General features: G+C 58.7%; 16 protein-coding genes and 2 pseudogenes. 11 read left to right on the top strand and 7 right to left on the bottom strand.

What is annotated here, in order from left to right; all coding sequences use genetic code 11:
• Nucleotides 1-52 precede the first annotated feature (52 nt).
• The gene (locus tag RHP75_RS10145) at nt 53-883 is read right to left on the bottom strand and encodes an undecaprenyl-diphosphate phosphatase (protein ID WP_311091716.1); all 831 of its coding nucleotides are present in this window, start codon (nt 881-883) and stop codon (nt 53-55) included.
• Between the two features lie 333 nt (nt 884-1,216).
• On the opposite strand from RHP75_RS10145, the pseudogene RHP75_RS21235 reads away from it, so the two are divergent.
• The 5 genes and pseudogenes from RHP75_RS21235 to RHP75_RS10125 all read left to right on the top strand — a co-directional run.
• Nucleotides 1,217-1,945 (top strand): annotated as a pseudogene (locus tag RHP75_RS21235) (cache domain-containing protein); the annotation flags it as partial.
• A gap of 135 nt (nt 1,946-2,080) precedes the next feature.
• Nucleotides 2,081-2,851 (top strand): annotated as a pseudogene (locus RHP75_RS21230) (methyl-accepting chemotaxis protein); the annotation flags it as partial.
• Nucleotides 2,852-2,858: 7 nt separating this feature from the next.
• Nucleotides 2,859-3,476: a hypothetical protein gene (locus tag RHP75_RS10135; protein WP_090386664.1), complete on the top strand. Its 618-nt coding sequence runs from the start codon at nt 2,859-2,861 to the stop codon at nt 3,474-3,476.
• A 431-nt stretch (nt 3,477-3,907) separates the two neighbouring features.
• The gene (locus tag RHP75_RS10130) at nt 3,908-5,566 is read left to right on the top strand and encodes a nitrite/sulfite reductase (RefSeq protein ID WP_311091713.1); all 1,659 of its coding nucleotides are present in this window, start codon (nt 3,908-3,910) and stop codon (nt 5,564-5,566) included.
• Entirely contained in the window at nt 5,550-6,047 is a 498-nt protein-coding gene (locus tag RHP75_RS10125) for a DUF934 domain-containing protein (RefSeq protein ID WP_311091712.1), read from the top strand. The genes RHP75_RS10130 and RHP75_RS10125 overlap by 17 nt, the downstream gene beginning before the upstream one ends.
• Nucleotides 6,048-6,091: 44 nt before the next feature.
• Here the strand turns inward: RHP75_RS10125 and RHP75_RS10120 are convergent, their stop codons facing one another.
• Nucleotides 6,092-6,670: a TetR/AcrR family transcriptional regulator gene (locus RHP75_RS10120; RefSeq protein ID WP_311091711.1), complete on the bottom strand. Its 579-nt coding sequence runs from the start codon at nt 6,668-6,670 to the stop codon at nt 6,092-6,094.
• 113 nt (nt 6,671-6,783) lie between these two features.
• Between RHP75_RS10120 and RHP75_RS10115 the strand changes: the two genes are divergently transcribed.
• On the top strand, nt 6,784-7,221 hold the full coding sequence (locus RHP75_RS10115; RefSeq protein WP_311091710.1) for a hotdog fold domain-containing protein: 438 nt from the start codon (nt 6,784-6,786) through the stop codon (nt 7,219-7,221).
• A 53-nt stretch (nt 7,222-7,274) separates the two neighbouring features.
• Here RHP75_RS10115 and RHP75_RS10110 read toward each other — a convergent pair whose 3' ends face one another.
• Complete coding sequence (locus RHP75_RS10110; protein WP_311091709.1) at nt 7,275-8,264, bottom strand: YhdH/YhfP family quinone oxidoreductase; 990 nt, start codon at nt 8,262-8,264, stop codon at nt 7,275-7,277.
• A gap of 25 nt (nt 8,265-8,289) precedes the next feature.
• Nucleotides 8,290-9,309, bottom strand: a complete 1,020-nt coding sequence (sohB, locus tag RHP75_RS10105; RefSeq protein WP_311091707.1) for a protease SohB — start codon at nt 9,307-9,309, stop codon at nt 8,290-8,292.
• A gap of 210 nt (nt 9,310-9,519) precedes the next feature.
• Here sohB and RHP75_RS10100 point away from each other — a divergent pair, with 210 nt between their 5' ends.
• The 4 genes from RHP75_RS10100 (at nt 9,520) to RHP75_RS10085 (ending at nt 12,683) form a co-directional block, all read left to right on the top strand.
• Complete coding sequence (locus tag RHP75_RS10100; protein WP_311091706.1) at nt 9,520-10,230, top strand: histidine phosphatase family protein; 711 nt, start codon at nt 9,520-9,522, stop codon at nt 10,228-10,230.
• A gap of 60 nt (nt 10,231-10,290) precedes the next feature.
• Nucleotides 10,291-10,602, top strand: a complete 312-nt coding sequence (locus RHP75_RS10095; RefSeq protein ID WP_090255840.1) for an SCP2 sterol-binding domain-containing protein — start codon at nt 10,291-10,293, stop codon at nt 10,600-10,602.
• Nucleotides 10,603-10,810: 208 nt separating this feature from the next.
• Nucleotides 10,811-11,878 (top strand): phosphotransferase family protein, encoded by a 1,068-nt coding sequence (locus RHP75_RS10090; RefSeq protein ID WP_311091704.1) that lies wholly within the window; start codon nt 10,811-10,813, stop codon nt 11,876-11,878.
• 37 nt (nt 11,879-11,915) lie between these two features.
• Complete coding sequence (locus tag RHP75_RS10085) at nt 11,916-12,683, top strand: SDR family oxidoreductase (RefSeq protein WP_257778482.1); 768 nt, start codon at nt 11,916-11,918, stop codon at nt 12,681-12,683.
• Between the two features lie 54 nt (nt 12,684-12,737).
• Here RHP75_RS10085 and RHP75_RS10080 read toward each other — a convergent pair whose 3' ends face one another.
• Nucleotides 12,738-13,385, bottom strand: coding sequence for a hypothetical protein (locus RHP75_RS10080; RefSeq protein ID WP_311091703.1), 648 nt, complete (start codon nt 13,383-13,385; stop codon nt 12,738-12,740).
• Nucleotides 13,386-13,487: 102 nt separating this feature from the next.
• Between RHP75_RS10080 and RHP75_RS10075 the strand changes: the two genes are divergently transcribed.
• The gene (locus RHP75_RS10075; protein WP_311091702.1) at nt 13,488-14,273 is read left to right on the top strand and encodes a TSUP family transporter; all 786 of its coding nucleotides are present in this window, start codon (nt 13,488-13,490) and stop codon (nt 14,271-14,273) included.
• Here RHP75_RS10075 and nudC read toward each other — a convergent pair.
• Both nudC and RHP75_RS10065 read right to left on the bottom strand, forming a co-directional pair.
• Entirely contained in the window at nt 14,241-15,068 is an 828-nt protein-coding gene (gene nudC / locus RHP75_RS10070) for an NAD(+) diphosphatase (protein ID WP_311091701.1), read from the bottom strand. The genes RHP75_RS10075 and nudC overlap by 33 nt on opposite strands.
• 2 nt (nt 15,069-15,070) lie before the next feature.
• Nucleotides 15,071-16,750, bottom strand: coding sequence for a ferrous iron transporter B (locus tag RHP75_RS10065; RefSeq protein WP_311091700.1), 1,680 nt, complete (start codon nt 16,748-16,750; stop codon nt 15,071-15,073).
• Nucleotides 16,751-16,782 lie beyond the last annotated feature (32 nt).

Here is a 16,782-nt window from a genome sequence, read left to right as displayed (position 1 = left end):
AGGCGCACCCTGGAGTGCGCCTTTATTTATCCGCCGAATACAGCGCCAGCAATCAAGGCTGCGCCGTGCTCCAGTCAATCCACTGCAGTTGCCAGGTCGCCAGAATCAGCAGACCAAAGCCGATGCGGTACCAGGCAAACGCCGCATAGCTGTGCTTACCGATAAAGCTGAGCAACGCCCGCACCGCGATCATGGCGAAGATGAACGAGGTGACAAAGCCAATGGCAAACACCGGCAGATCACTGGCCTGGAACAGGTCGCGGTACTTGTAGCCTGAGTACACCGCAGCACCGACCATGGTCGGCATGGCAAGGAAGAAGGAAAACTCGGTGGCCGCCTTGCGCGACAACCCGAACAACAAGCCGCCGATAATCGTCGCACCGGAGCGTGAAGTACCCGGAATCATCGCCAGGCACTGGGCAAAACCGATCTTCAGCGCATCCTTCCAGGTCATGTCATCCACGCTCTCGGCGTGTACCAAGTGCGTGCGCCGCTCGGCCCAGAGCATGATCACCCCACCCACCACCAACGCCAGCGCCACGGTGATCGGGTTGAACAGGTAATGATGAATAAGATCGGCGAACAGCACGCCCAGCGCCACGGCCGGCAGAAAGGCGATCAGCAAATTGGCGGTAAAACGTTGAGCCTGCGGCTCTTTGGGCAGACCGATGACAATGTCGAGGATCTTGCGCCGGTACTCCCAGACCACCGCGAGAATCGCCCCAAGCTGGATGATGATATTGAAGGCCATCGCCCGCTCGCCGCCAAAACCGATCAGATCAGCAACGATGATCTGATGCCCGGTGCTGGAAATCGGCAAAAACTCGGTAATGCCTTCCACAATGCCCAGAATCAATGCCTGAACCGCGACCCAAAGATCCATCCCCACTCCTAAATACGTGCGTTATCCGGCACGAACAGCAAAAAATATGATGGTGAACTCGCGAGGGCGTCTGACCTATTTGTTTAGAAAAGGTTCTTGCCGGGCAGAATAAATAATCAAATCACATACTTAACCTGCAATGGCGCAAATCCTAGCAGAGAACCTGCGCAATTAGCGCATGCCGCGCTGCACAGCCCCCGACTCCAACAACAGAGAACCCCAGGAGATCGCTCACCTACACTTTGCTTATCCGCCAATTAGCCTAAGGTCTAACGTAGCTAATAAACGCCCTTGACCTACATAGAGGCGTAAACAACAAGGGAGGACACTTCCATGAACAGCCTGCGTAGCCTGCCCATCAACCGCCGTCTATGGCTGATCCTGGTGGTCGCCATAGTCATGCTGATTATTCAGGGCGCGTTGTTGCTTAAGCAGATCCACACCGATCTGTACGCCGCCAAAGCCGAGAAAACCCAGCACGTGGTACAGAGCGCAGCCGGCATTCTGCAGCACTACCACGCCCTGGAAGCTGCCGGCAGCATGCCCCGCGAGGATGCGCAGAAGCAGGCGATGGAAACCATTCGCGGTCTGCGCTACGCCGGCCAGGAGTATTTCTGGATCAATGACCAGACCCCGGTGATGGTCATGCACCCGACCAATCCCAAACTGGAAGGCCAAAACCTCTCGGGCTTCAAGGATCCCGACGGCAAGGCGCTGTTCAATGAAATGGTCGCCATCAGCAAAAGCCAGGGCGCCGGCCATGTCGATTACCGCTGGCCAAAACCGGGCGCCAGCGACCCAGTACCCAAGGTGTCCTATGTACAACTGTTCCAACCCTGGGGCTGGATCATCGGCTCGGGCGTTTATGTCGACGATGTACAGGCCGAGTTCCAGGCCCAGGCGCTAAAAGCCATGCTGATCGGCCTGGTGATTGCGGCATTAGTGGCCCTGCTGATTGTGCTGATCGTACGCAGCATCACCCAGCCCCTGCAGCAGGCTGTCAGCGCCATGGCCAATATCGCCAGCGGCGATGGTGATCTGACACGCAACCTCGATACCCACGGCAATGACGAGTTGTCCGCACTGTCCCGTCATTTCAATGCATTCACCGACAAACTGCGTCTGGTGATCAAGCAGTCCCTCGACTCTGCCGGCCAACTGGATGCCGCCGCGCGCAACCTTGGCGAAGTTTCCGGCCAGGCCCAGCAGCATAGCGAACAGCAGTCGCAGCAGATGGAGCTGGTCGCTACGGCGATCAATCAAGTGACTTACGGCGTGCAGGATGTGGCGAAAAACGCCGAGCATGCCTCATCCGAAGTACACGCCGCCGAAGAACAAGCACAGCAAGGCCAGCAGAGCATTGAAGCAAGCCTGCGGCAGATCAACGAATTGTCCGGCACCATCGACCAGGCCGTAACGGTGATTCAAGCCCTGGCCCAGGAAAGCACGCAGATCGGCAGCGTGTTGGAGGTAATCCGCTCGATTGCCGAACAGACCAACCTGCTGGCGCTCAATGCCGCCATCGAAGCCGCGCGAGCCGGCGAGCAAGGCCGTGGCTTTGCCGTGGTTGCCGATGAGGTGCGCCTGCTCGCGCAGCGCACGCAAAAATCCACGGCGGAAATCCAAGTGATGATTGAGCGCTTGCAAGGCAACTCGGAAGCCGCGGTCAAGGTGATCAACGACAGCAGCAAAGCCTCGCAGCTGACCATCGAGCAAGCCAGCCAGGCCGGCGCCAGCCTGACCCTGATCGCCAGCGGCCTGCGCAATCTCACTGGTCTGAACGCTTCCATCGCCAGCGCGACACTGCAACAATCGCACGTGGTCGAAGACATCAACCAGAATGTCACCCAGGCAGCCAGCCTGGCCCATAACAATGCCCTGGCGGCGCAACAATCCAGTGATGCCGGGCAACACCTAGGTCAGTTGGCCGAGCAGCTCAACCGGCTGCTTGGACAGTTCAGGGTATAAAAACGCAATGAGCGATATGGAGCACCAGGAAGTCGACCTGAGCAAACCGCAGAACCAGGACCTGATCTGGGACCTGGACAGCATCGCCCGACGCGAGCTGGCGGAGCGTTTTATCAAACTGTTCGAAAACCGCCTGTGCGTGTATTCGGAGTCGACGCGCCAGCTGTACACCAACTACGACCTGCACTTCCCCAGCGATATGGGCCGCAAGATGGTGGTGCTGCCCAATCCCTATGCGTTTCACGACACCCTGCATGGCATCGAGGCGCATGCCGTCCGTAAAACCGGGCTGTGCGTGCTGCCCGGCGTGGTTCTGCGCAAGCCGGGCTTGCTGCTGACCACGATGATCAAGGAAGGTGGCCCGGCACCGAAAACCATGCCCTTCAAACCGGCGTTGGCACAAATCATCAGCAACCAGAAGAAGGCCGGCGATATCTTCCTGCCAATCATGATGAAGGGCGATCTGCGCGAGTTCGATCAGCAGATGCCCTATATCCACCTGCACCGCCTGCAGGTCAGCCGCCTGACGCGACTATCGACCTTCGAGCGTGACGATATTCAGCAGTCCATTACGCGCAAGCTGCTGATGCTCTATCGCCAGGCCGACAGCCTCAGCTGCCACTGACTACTAACCTGCTCGGTAGACAATAAAAAAGCGGGCATCCGTTAACGGATGCCCGCTTTGTGCTTTAGCCGAGCCAGGTCTTATTGCTGACTGACCCAGAACACGGCAGTAACAACGAAAATCACAATCAAGGCGAAAATAGCCTTGGCATCGACCACGCTATCCGCATTATCCGGTTCACTGTGTTCACTCATGGACTACCCCTCTTGTTGTGTTTATGGGTGAATCGTCCTCTGCAGTTAAGACCAGCATGCTCGCTTACTCAAGCCGTAGGGCTATGTTCAACGGCGGTCTTATCCCTTTAAGTTCTTTCCATATACTCAAACATCACTTTTGCGCATAACCCTGAGCTGGTATCTTCCTCCGGCTCCGCAGGGAGTGCGCGGCCGTGCGCGCTGATAGCTGTAAAAAGCCTGATAACAGGACACTCCATGTACGTATACGACCAGTACGACCAAAAAATCGTCGAAGACCGCGTCAAGCAGTATCGCGATCAAACCCGCCGTTACCTTGCAGGTGAACTGAGCGGTGAAGAATTCCGCCCGCTGCGCCTGCAGAATGGCCTGTACATCCAGCGCTTTGCGCCCATGCTGCGCGTTGCCGTGCCGTACGGTCTGATGTCGTCCGCCCAAGTGCGCATGATGGCCAAGATTGCCCGTGACTACGACAAGGGCTACGCGCACATCAGCACCCGTCAGAACGTCCAGTTCAACTGGCCGGACCTGGAAGATGTGCCTGACATTCTCGCCGAGCTGGCCACCGTACAGATGCACGCGATCCAGACCAGCGGCAACTGCATCCGTAACACCACCACCGACCAGTTCGCCGGTGTGGCCAAGGATGAACTCATCGACCCACGTCCGTGGTGCGAGATCATCCGTCAGTGGTCGACCTTCCACCCCGAGTTCACCCACCTGCCGCGCAAGTTCAAGATTGCGGTAAACGGTGCAGTGAGCGACCGTGCCGCGATTGAAGTGCACGACATCGGCCTGGAAGCGGTACAGAACGACGCCGGTGAGCTGGGCTTCCGCGTGTCCGTCGGTGGCGGCCTGGGCCGTACGCCAATCGTTGGCAGCTTTATCAACGAATTCCTGCCGTGGCAGCACCTGATCAGTTACCTCGACGCCATTCTGCGTGTGTACAACCGCTATGGCCGTCGCGATAACAAGTACAAGGCGCGCATCAAGATTCTGGTCAAGGCCCTCACCCCCGAAGTGTTCGCTGAGCGCGTGAACGCCGAGTGGGCGCACCTGAAAGATGGCCCGACCACCCTGACCGAAGCTGAAGTAGCACGGGTTTCCGCACACTTCATTGACCCGGCTTACAAAGCCCTCGAAGATCAGGATGCCGCTCTAGCTGCCCTGGATGCCGAACACCCTGGCTTTGCCCGCTGGCGTCAGCGCAACACCTTCGCCCACAAGAAGCCGGGCTATGTTGCCGTCACCCTGTCGCTGAAGCCGACCGGTGTGGCACCGGGCGATGTCACCGACAAGCAGTTTGATGCAATTGCCGACCTGGCCGACCGCTACAGCTTTGGCGAAGTGCGCAACAGCCACAACCAGAACATCATCCTCGCGGATGTTGAGCAGGCGCAGCTGTTCACCCTGTGGGGCGAGCTGCGTGAAAACGGTTTCGCCACGCCGAACGTCGGTCTGCTGACCGATATCATCTGCTGCCCGGGCGGCGACTTCTGCTCGCTGGCCAACGCCAAGTCGATCCCGATTGCCGAAGCCATCCAGCGCCGTTTCGACGACCTGGATTACCTGTTCGACATCGGCAATATCGACCTGAACATTTCCGGTTGCATGAACGCCTGCGGTCACCACCACGTTGGCCATATCGGCATCCTCGGGGTGGACAAGAAAGGTCAGGAGTTCTACCAGGTGTCGCTCGGCGGCAGCGCCGGTCGTGACGCAAGCCTGGCACAGATCCTCGGCCCCTCCTTCGCCGAAGCCGACATGGCTGACGTGATCGACAAGATCATCAAGGTCTATGTCGAGCGCCGCACCGAAGAAGAGAGTTTCCTCGACACTTTCCGCCGTATCGGCGTTGACCCGTTCAAGGAGCGCGTATATGCAGCGAATCATTAAGAACGGCCAGCTGATCGATGAAAGCTGGCACCTGCTGCCTAAGGACGCCACGCTGGACGGCATTCCCAACTGCGACGATCTGATCGTGCCGCTGGGCTTGTGGGTCGAGCACAGCACCGCGCTCAAGGCCCGCGATGGCGGCCTGGGCGTGTGGCTGGACGCGGGTGAGGAAATCGAGGAAATCGCCGATCAGCTGGATAACTTCCAGGTCATCGCGCTGAACTTCCCGGCCTTTACTGATGGACGCCACACCTCCACTGCCTACCTGCTGCGTAACCGCTACGGCTACAAAGGCGAAGTGCGTGCCATTGGCGATGTGCTGCGCGATCAGTTGTTCTCTTATCTGCGCGTGGGTTTCGATGCCTTCGCCCTGCGTGAGGACAAAGACCCGCTGGATGCCCTGAGAGCCTTCGAGGAGTTCAGCGAGGTCTATCAAGCCTCCACGGACCAGCCACTGCCGCTATTCCGTCGCCGCGCCTGATTGGCTCAGCACTGAAAAGCCCCGCTCTGCGGGGCTTTTTTATTTCAGGCTTTCACGCTATCCCAGGCCACCTGAGCCAACAGCTCGCGACAATCCGCCAGCTGTGTCTGCGTACGCCCGGCCAGCCAGTTGCGCGAGAAGTCGTGGGTGGGTCCGATGATCACTGAAGCAAAGCAGTCCACCGGCATGGCCTTGAACAGCCCCTCTTCGCGGTAGCGCGAGAGTGCGGCAAATATGCGCTGAAAGTGCTCGCGATTGGCTTCACGCAGCTGCTCGCCCATTTCCCCCGCTTCCACCCGGCTGCGGCTGTGCAGGACGAACCGCGCCCAGTCAGGATTGGCCGCCACCCAGTCGATATAGCTGGTGACCAGCAGCTTGACGCAGGCCTCGGCGCAGTCAGCCGTGGCAAAGCCCTCCTCCAACATCGCCGCGTACTCAGCCGTACCTGCCAGATAGAGCGCAGCAATGATTCGCTCCTTGTTGCCGAAGTGGTGATACAGGCTGCCGATGCTGGCCTCGGAACGATCACGGATCATCTCGATGGTGGTGCCATCGACTCCGACCTCGGTGAAACAGGCCAGCGCGGCCTGGAGGATTTCATCTTTGCGGGAACGACGGGCCATGCTTTCCTCGGCGACAACCTAACTAGAATATATTTCTAGAATTAAATTCCAATATTCGTATACTGCCCTGGCGCGCACGTCTCTTCAATCAGTAAACAGACCAGGAGAACCCCATGAGCCAGATGTTACAGATGTTCCAGCAGGCAGGCCCGCTGCAGTTCAGCGCCATGATCGGCCAGGTCGCGCCCTACTTCGCCAGCATCGCCCCGCAATTTGTCGAGCTGCGCCCAGGTTACGCCGAAGTCACCTTCCCCAAACGCCGCGAGGTGCTCAACCATATCGGCACCGTGCACGCGATAGCCCTGTGCAACGCAGCTGAGCTGGTTGCCGGAACCATGACCGACGCCTCCATCCCCGAAGGCTGCCGCTGGATTCCGCGCGGCATGAGCGTGGAATACCTGGCCAAAGCCGATGGCGATGTTCGCGCCGTGGCCGATGGCAGCGCCATCGACTGGAGCCAACTGGGCGACGTGATCGTGCCTGTACAAGCCTTTGTCGGTGACAAAGCAGTGTTTCGCGCGGACATCACCATGTACGTCAGTCAGGCCTGAGCCCAGAAACACAAAGGCCCGGTAATACCGGGCCTCTGTAGCCATGCACCCACTCAAGCCAGGTTGACCAACACCCGACCAACCTGCTTGCCCGCAAGGATCTGCGCAATCGCATCTGGCAGCTGCTCAAGCGTCACCTCGGTGACCAGCGCATCCAGCTTGACCTTCCACTGCAGCGACAGCTTGTCCCACATCGAAGCCTTGACCACCAACGGCAGCTCGACCGAATCGACCCCGAGCAGATTCACCCCGCGCAGGATAAACGGCAGCACACTGCCCTTGAAGCCGACGCCAGCCGTCAGACCGCAGCAGGCAACGCTGGCGCCGTAACGCAGCGACTTGACCACGTTGAACAGGATATCCCCACCCACACAGTCCACCGCGCCGGCCCACTGCTCCTTGAGCATCGATTTGTCGGTACCGTCCTGCAGTTCGGCACGCAGCACAATTTGCTGCGCGCCTAGCGCCTTGAGGTAATTCGCCTGCTCGGCCTTGCCAGTCGATGCTGCCACGCGGTAACCCAGGGTAGTTAACAAAGCCACCGCGACACTGCCAACACCACCTGTGGCACCCGTCACCAGTACGGTGCCAGCATCCGGCGTCAGCCCGCTTTGCTCCAGCTTGTCGACACACAGCGCAGCCGTCAGCCCAGCGGTGCCGAGCACCATGGCCTCGCGCAGCGATAATCCTTTAGGTCGTTTCAGCGCCCAGCCGGCGGGAATGCGAATGTACTGAGCCAACCCGCCCGACGTGTTCATCCCCAGGTCATAGCCAGTGACGATCACCTCATCCCCCACGCTGAACTCAGTCACACTTGAGGCCTCCACCACGCCCGCGGCGTCTATACCCGGTGTGTGTGGAAAGCTTTTGGTCACGCCACGGTTGCCACTCGCGGACAACGCATCCTTGTAGTTAAGCGAGGAATACTTGACCCGAATCAGTAGTTCGCCGGCGGGCAAGTCATCGATATCACGCTGCACAATCACCTGTTCGAAACCGCCCGCTGCGCCTTCACGGGCTTGCAATGCACTGAACTTGCTCATGTTCTTCCTCTGTATGACTGACCGATTACCAGAAGCGTTGCTGATTCAAACGACTCAGCCAGTTCAGCACGAAACGATCCAGCGCAACGCTGCCCGCCAGCCCAACGCGCTCCTGCAGGGTTTTCTTCTCGGCATAGTGCAAATGAAACAGCTCGGCGCTCTTGGCGCGTTCTGCCAGGTATTCGTCACTGGTCTTCAGCTCATCGACCAGTTGCTTCTCCAACGCCGCCAGGCCCAGCCAGACTTCACCCGTGGCAATCTGGTCGATGTCCAGCTGCGGCCGGTAGCGAGCAACAAAGCCCTTGAACAACTCATGGGTGGTTTCCAGGTCTTCCTGGAACTTCTCCCGGCCCTTCTCGGTGTTCTCGCCGAACACGGTCAGGGTGCGCTTGTATTCACCGGCAGTAAGCACTTCAAAATCGATGTCATGCTTCTTAAGCAAACGGTGCACGTTAGGCAGCTGGGCTACCACACCAATCGAACCAAGAATGGCGAACGGCGCGGAAATTATCTTCTCGCCAATGCAGGCCATCATGTAGCCACCGCTGGCAGCGACCTTGTCGATGCAGACAGTCAGCGGTACGCCCGCCTGACGAATGCGCGCCAACTGTGAAGAGGCCAGCCCATAGCTGTGCACCATGCCACCACCACTTTCCAAACGCAGCACCACTTCATCCTGCGGCGTCGCCATAGTCAGTAAAGCAGTGATTTCGTGACGCAGGCTGTCGGTGGCCGAGGCTTTGATATCGCCGTCGAAGTCCAGCACGTAGACGCGCGGCTTGTGGATGCCAGCCTTCTTCTCCTGCTTGGCAGCTTTGGCTTCGGCTTTGCTCGCCGCTTTCAGTTGCTCCTTGTCGAGCACCGCGTGCTCCATTCGCTGATGCAGCTGCTTGAAGAAGTCATTGAGCTTGTTCACCTGCAGCTGGCCAGTGCTCTGCCGGCCCTTGCTGCGCAGCGCAGCAATCGTTACCAGTACCACCAGAATGGCCACAACCAGGGTCACTGTCTTGGCCAGAAAGCCGATGTACTCTGCAAAAAACTCCACGAATTCCCCCTTGCTCCAATGGCAGCGCACACTCATCGGCCGCGCTGAATAGTGCTCAAGCATACCGAGGCCATGGGTTGGCGACCAGCAAACAGGTCACCGCTATTCAGCGCACTCATGCAATTCAAACAAGCGTATGTTTTTACGTTGACAGCTTCTAAGCTTCCTCATACCCTCGCGAAACTTTCAACGTACCGGAATCGAGCGGACGTGGGCAGCATCTACCTGATTCGACATGGCCAAGCCTCCTTCGGTGCAGACGATTACGATGTGCTATCGCCCATTGGAATTCGCCAGGCCGAAGTGTTGGGCGCGCACCTTGCACAACTCGGCACACGGATTGATCGCAGTGTCAGTGGTGATCTGCGCCGCCAACAGCACACCGCCAACAGTGCATTACAGCAATTGCACAATGCCGGCATTGCCATACCGCCACTGGACATTGACTCGGCCTTTAATGAGTTCGATGCCGATGCAGTGATCCGCAGCCTGCTGCCGAGCATGCTTGGTGAAGAGCCTGAAGCCCTGCATATCCTGCGCAATGGCGCGCAGAACCGAGCCGAGTTTCAGCGCTTGTTCGCCAAGCTGATTGGTCGATGGATTTCCGGTGAGCACGACTCGCCGGATCTGCAAAGCTGGCAAGGCTTCGTCGAACAGGTCCAAGGCGGTCTCACCCGCCTGCTGGAGCAGGCCGACAGCAAACAGAACATTGCCGTATTCACCTCGGGCGGCACTATTACCGCCCTGCTGCATCTGATTACCGGTATCGCGCCTGCGCAGGCTTTCGAGCTGAACTGGCAAATTGTTAACACCTCACTAAGCTGCCTGAAGTTTCGCGGCAGCCAAGTGAGCCTGGCTTCCTTCAACAGCCATGTGCATTTGCAGCTGTTGAAGGCGCCGGAGCTCATCACTTATCGCTGAGCTGCGGCCCACTGCACCCATCACGGGCGCTAGAAAAAACCTGAGAAAAAGGAAGAAACCATGAGCGTTGCAGACATCGTCAATACCATGCAGTCCAAATTCAACGCCGGTGCCGCTGCAGGCCTGGACCTGGTGTTCCAATTCAACATCGAAGACGGCGAAAACTACGCGCTGATCGTCAAGGATGGCACCTGTGCCGTTGAGAAAGGCGATAACGCCAACGCCAACGTGACCCTGATCATGGATACCGAGACCCTGAAAGGCATCACCAGCGGCGAAACCGACGGTATGCAAGCATTCATGTCCGGCAAACTGCGCGCCGAAGGCGACATGATGCTGGCCATGAAACTGGGCGAACTGTTCCCGGTTTAAGCGGTAAAGCTACTGCGCGGCAGAAAAAACCGGAGTCATTGACTCCGGTTTTTTTATGGCTAAAAACCAGGCTTAAATGGCCAATCAGGTAGCTTGATTAAGCAGCAACACGCCCACCTATAACGGCGGGTATTGCTTGTGAGCTTCAGGCAGCAGCATTAGATTAGCTAATTATCTTAGGCACCCATCATAAGCAGAAGGGATAAACATGGCGCTTACTGACCAGTCCACCCGAATCCGCGAAGGCGAAGAGCTCGACGCCGCGGTCATCGACCAGTACCTCAAGGCGCATATCCCCGGCTTGGCGGGCGAGCCGCGCATCAGCCAGTTCCCTGGTGGCGCCTCGAACCTGACCTACCTGCTTGAATACCCCAACCAGGAATTCGTCCTGCGCCGCCCGCCCTTCGGCCACAAAGCCAAGTCAGCTCACGATATGGGCCGCGAGTACCGCATTCTCAATCAGCTCAACGCCGGCTTCCCCTACTGCCCGAAAGCCTATGTGCACTGCACCGACGAGTCGGTGATCGGCGCCGAGTTCTATGTGATGGAACGGGTCAACGGCATCATCCTGCGTTCAGACATGCCGGCTGAACTGAACTTCAGCGCCGAGCAGACCCGCGAGCTGTGCAAGAGCTTTATCGACAAGATGGTCGAGCTGCACAACGTCGACTATCAGGCCTGCGGCCTGGGCGACCTGGGCAAGCCCGAAGGGTATGTACAACGACAGATCGGCGGCTGGAGTGATCGCTACGACAAGGCGCTGACCCCCGACGCACCGCTGTGGGAACCGGTCAAAGCCTGGCTGCGCGACAAGATGCCAGCCGACCACCATAAGCCCGGCATCGTGCACAACGACTACCGTTTCGATAACGTGATTCTCAACCCACAGAATCCAAGCCAGATCATCGGCGTGCTGGACTGGGAACTGACCACCATCGGCGATCCGCTGATGGACCTGGGCAATACCCTCGCCTACTGGATCGAAGCCAGCGACTCAGCGCCAATTCAGATGATGCGCCGCCAGCCGAGCAACGCCCCTGGCATGCTGACTCGCCAGCAGTTTGCCGACTACTACGCTGAGCGCTCAGGCATCGAGATCAAGAGCATCGACTTCTACTACACCTACGGTTTGTTCCGCCTGGCTGGCATCGTGCAGCAGATCTACTACCGCTACTTCCATGGCCAGACTCAGGACAAACGCTTCGCGCAGTTCATTCACATGAACAAGCTGCTGGAGCAGATGAGTCTGCAGGTCATCAATAAATCGCAGCTGTAAACGGCCGAACAGGCCTCTCATAAGAAAGGAAAAGCCCATGTCCAAGACCCATCTGTTCGACCTCGACGGCAAGATCGCTTTCGTCTCCGGCGCCAGCCGTGGCATCGGCGAGGCCATTGCCAAACTGCTGGCCCAACAAGGCGCTCACGTCATCGTATCGAGCCGCAAGATCGACGACTGCCAGAAAGTCGCTGACGCCATCATCGCTGACGGCGGTAAGGCCACGGCAATTGCCTGCCACATTGGCGAGATGGAGCAGATCAGCAATGTCTTCGCACAGATCAAAGAGCAGTTCGGCCGCCTCGATATCCTGGTCAACAACGCCGCCACCAACCCGCAGTTCTGCAACGTGCTCGACACCGATCTGGGCGCGTTCCAGAAGACCGTTGATGTGAACATTCGCGGTTACTACTTCATGTCCATCGAGGGCGGCAAACTGATGAAGGCCAACGGTGGTGGCAGCATCATCAACGTGGCCTCGATCAACGGCGTTTCGCCGGGTGAATTCCAAGGTATTTACTCGGTCACCAAAGCTGCCGTCATCAGCATGACCAAGGTCTTCGCCAAGGAATGCGCGCAGTTCGGCATTCGCTGCAACGCCCTGCTGCCTGGCCTGACCGACACCAAGTTTGCCTCAGCGCTGACCAAGAACGATGCCATCCTCAAAGTCGCCTTGCAGCGCATCCCGCTCAAGCGTGTGGCTGACCCGAGTGAAATGGCTGGCACCGTGCTGTACCTGGCCAGCGATGCATCCAGCTACACCACCGGCGTGGCATTGAATGTGGATGGCGGCTTCCTCTCCTGAGATAGCCAATCAATAAAAAAGGGACCCTCGGGTCCCTTTTTTGCAGCCTGGAATTTACTGCCAGTCCTTCAGCGCCTGCTTGGCAGCCGGATTCATTGGCTCGGCGAGCAAGCCAGCAGGCGTCAGGTTTATGCTGTACACCGCCTCATCGGCCAGCGGCAAGTACGTTACCCGACGCGCCTGTGGATCAAAGATAAACAGATCATGCTGACCCAACCGCAGCCAGCGCCAAAGATCGATGCCATACGGGCTGTGCGCCAGCTCGACACGGGCATGCTGCGCCAGACTCTGCTGTTCGATGGAAAGAAAACGCCCCGAAAGCTTTTCCAGACGATAACCTGGCTGCAAACCAATCAACTCAGCCAGCCCCTTCCACTGCAGAAATCGCGCATCCAGCTGCCAGAGGTCGCCCTCCATGGTCAGCATGCGCTCACGACCGCCCTCCAGCACACTGACGCGATACAGCGGGCCGTCGGCCTTGAAGCTCAACGTGGCCAGTGGCTTACCTTCAGGAATTGCTGCGTAGCTGCGCAAATCGTTGGCCAACAGACCAATCAGCGCCGCCAAGGCGAGAAATGCCAGGCCGCAGGTGCCACGCAACCAACCGAGAAACCAGTGCCGATTGAACAGGATGCGCGCCGCAACAAACGCCGCCAGTAACCCCAGCAATGCCGTTGCCCATGCCAGTCCGCCGTATTGCATCGCCGTGCATTCCTTATGCTTGAAATTGCCGGCATTATGCGCAGCTACCTGGCTATAGAACAGCCAGAGAACACCACAATTAGACACAGGACGTGTTTTTCAATGGCTTTCCCGTTTGAGCTCAGTGTTGACCTGACCACCCTGGCGATTCTCGCCTTGGTCGCGTTTATTGCCGGCTTTATCGATGCAATTGCCGGCGGTGGCGGCTTGCTGACCATTCCTGCACTGCTGACGGCCGGCCTACCGCCGCACCTGGCCCTGGGCACCAACAAACTCAGTTCGACCTTTGGCTCGGCTGCTGCCAGTTACACCTTCTACCGGCGCAAATTGTTTGACCCCGGCCAATGGCGCAACGCGTTGATTGGCACGGCCATCGGCGCGCTGCTAGGCGCTGCCATGGCGCAATGGCTGCCGTCAGAGTGGTTGAACCAGCTGCTACCCGCCGTGGTATTTGGCTGCGGCCTGTACCTGCTGTTTGGCAAAACTCCGGATGCGCCTCTGCTTGCCGAGGTGCCGATTGCCAAAGGCCGGCAGTGGCCACAAAGCCTCAGCCTGGGTTTCTATGATGGGGTTGCAGGCCCTGGTACGGGCGCCTTCTGGACAGTAAGCAGCCTGCTGCTCTATCCGCTCGACTTGGTCAAGGCCAGCGGCGTGGCCCGCAGCATGAACTTCGTCAGTAATATCTGCGCCCTGACCGTGTTTGTTATCAGCGGACAAGTGGCCTGGCTGCTGGGTATCTGCATGGGGTTGGCGCTGATGGTCGGCGCGTTTCTCGGGGCGCGCACGGCAATCAAGGGCGGCTCGAAGTTTATCCGACCGGTATTTATCCTGGTGGTACTGGCGTTGACCGCACGCCTAGCCTGGCAGCACTGGTTCGGGCTGGCCTAGACGGCGCGCCACGTAGACGTCAATCAGATAACGAGCAATCGAACGCGAAGCCGGTAGTGGCGGCAGGTCATGCACGCTGAACCACTGCGCATCTTCGATTTCATCAACCTGCATGACGATATCGCCACCGGCGTATTCAGCATGGAAGCCCAGCATCAACGAATGCGGAAACGGCCAACCCTGACTACCCAGGTACTGCAGGTTGCTGATTTCGACCCCGACCTCTTCGCGCACTTCACGGGCTACGCAGTGCTCGACCGACTCCCCGGCTTCCACGAAGCCAGCCAGAGTGCTGTAGACCCCGGAAACAAAGCGCGGCGAGCGCGCCAGCAGAATCTCATCACCGCGAGTAACCAGTACGATCATGCTCGGTGAAAGCCGCGGATAATGCTGCAGCTCACAGCGTACGCAGTGCATCGCGCGCTCACCCGGCACATGTTGCATCGCGCCACCGCAGCTGCCACAGAAACGATGCTGACTGGCCCAAGTGCCAATCTGGGTGGCGTAGCTGAGCAACTTGAAGGTATCGGCATCGCCTTGCAGCATAAATTGGCGCAGGCTCTGCCAAGCGCAGCCTGGCATGTCGAAGGGCTGGCTCAGCTCCAACAGGTAGACCGCATCACCATCATAATGGCCGAGGCCATGCTCGGCGATAATCGGCAAATCCTGCTTCTTCAGCCATTCGCGGGGAAACAGCACGCCATTGCTGTCCGCGAGAAAATGCTGCTTGCAGTGCGCGACCACCCAGCCACCGGATTGCTGGTTATCGAGCAGAGTGGGTTGCCAGCGTTGCATACTCAAGCCTCCAGCGGCATGCCCAGGGCCCGCACGCTTTCTGCGGCGAGATCAAGCACGCTTGGCTGCGTTTCCGGCCGCATCACCGCGCCGGCCTCGAGATAGTACTCCAGACTACTCAGCGCGTCGGCAAGGGTTTCCAGCATCTGCTCGGACGGCATCTGCGTCGCGTCGAACATATGCTGCTGAATGTAATCAGCGCAGGCGCCTACCAACAACGCAGCACGCTCCTGACCGAGGAACCACAACCCACCGCGCACGGCCTGCAGACTGAATGGCACGTTGGACAGGTGCATACGCTCGCCACCCGACTCCAGGTACGCGGTAATTGCACGCTTGGCCAGAGCCAGACCAGCCTGAGCCTCATCGACCACCACAATACGGGCCTCATTGAGCTGATGCAGGGCAAAGGAGTCAGCTTCTTCACCAGGCTGAGCCTGCGTGGGTCTTACTTCACGGCGCTCGCCGCGATCCAGACTGGCAACCATGCCTTCGACGTACAGAACCGCATCGGCAAGCTTGTGTAGCTCCTGCGCTTGCGGCGCGCTCTCCTCGCTCCAGCTGGCGACAGTCTGCAGTTGAGCGTTTAGGGAGTTGCCCGCCGAACTGAGGCCAACCATACCCAAGGTCTTACTCAGCTTACCAAGGAGGGCATGCAGACTATTGAGGCTGTCACTTTGCAGGGTGCCGCGCTCGATCAGGTCGAGCATATCCTTGACGCTGTTGAGTTCTTCGCGGATCGCCGAACTCAGCGAACGCATGACCGCCTGCCCCGGGCCTGACAGGCGCTGGTATTCCTCTTCCAGCAGGTGATCGGTAAAGGGTAGCGGCGTCAGGCCGAATACTTCGCTCAGGGCTGCTGCTTGCGGGCCTCGACTGTCCGCCAGGGCCACCAGATAGAGTAATTCCTTGAGCAGACCACGCGGCGCTTCGTACTGCCCGTTGGCGAGCATCTGTTTGAGTTCGCGGTCAATCCGCGAGAACAGCTGTTTACGCGATTTGCGCGCTAGCAGTTGGCCATCGACTTGCGCTTCAACGGCGGCAGCACCGACCCAGCACAGGCGACCGCGTGGCTCGTTGGCAAACAGGCTATCGAGACGCGTCAATGCCCGCCCCATCAGCTTGAGACTGGCTTGTGGATTCTGCTCACGGATAAAGCCCAGCAAACCCACCTGATACATATGGCGCAGACGGCGCCCCTCACTTTCGCGCGCCGCACCATCGACCGATGGCGGAGCGGTACGCGGACGAGCATGATCAAGACGCACGCTGAAAAAGAAGCTTTCCGGTAAGGCAGGCTGACCGCCGGCCTGACGCAGATCGTTGATCGCCGGCAGCAGCAGTTCCGGCATTTCCTGGCGATGGGCTTCAACGTTTTCCAGATAACGGCGTAGCACGTGCAATGCGTTACTCAGGGCGGAAAGCTGCACATCGCGCTCTTCACCGGCGCCGGCAGGAATATCGGTGGCCTGATCCAGCACTTCCTGGGCCAGCAACTCGGCACCGGCCAGTTCGATCAGGTTCAGCGTACCGCGTACCTGATGCAGGTTTTCCACGGCCTGTTGCAGCAAGCTGCCGTTGTGGCGGTCGGCGATAAAGTGTTCGAGGCTCGACTCTGCCTCTTCCATGGTGGTGAACAGTTCATCGCGCACCAGATTAAGCGACGTGGCTCCAGAAACCATGAGCTATTGCGCCTCCCGCGTTGGTGATAAGA

The organism is Pseudomonas sp. SG20056, from assembly GCF_031764535.1.
In the GTDB taxonomy this organism is placed as follows: Bacteria; Pseudomonadota; Gammaproteobacteria; order Pseudomonadales; family Pseudomonadaceae; genus Aquipseudomonas.
This window is presented reverse-complemented; position numbering and strand designations above follow the sequence as displayed.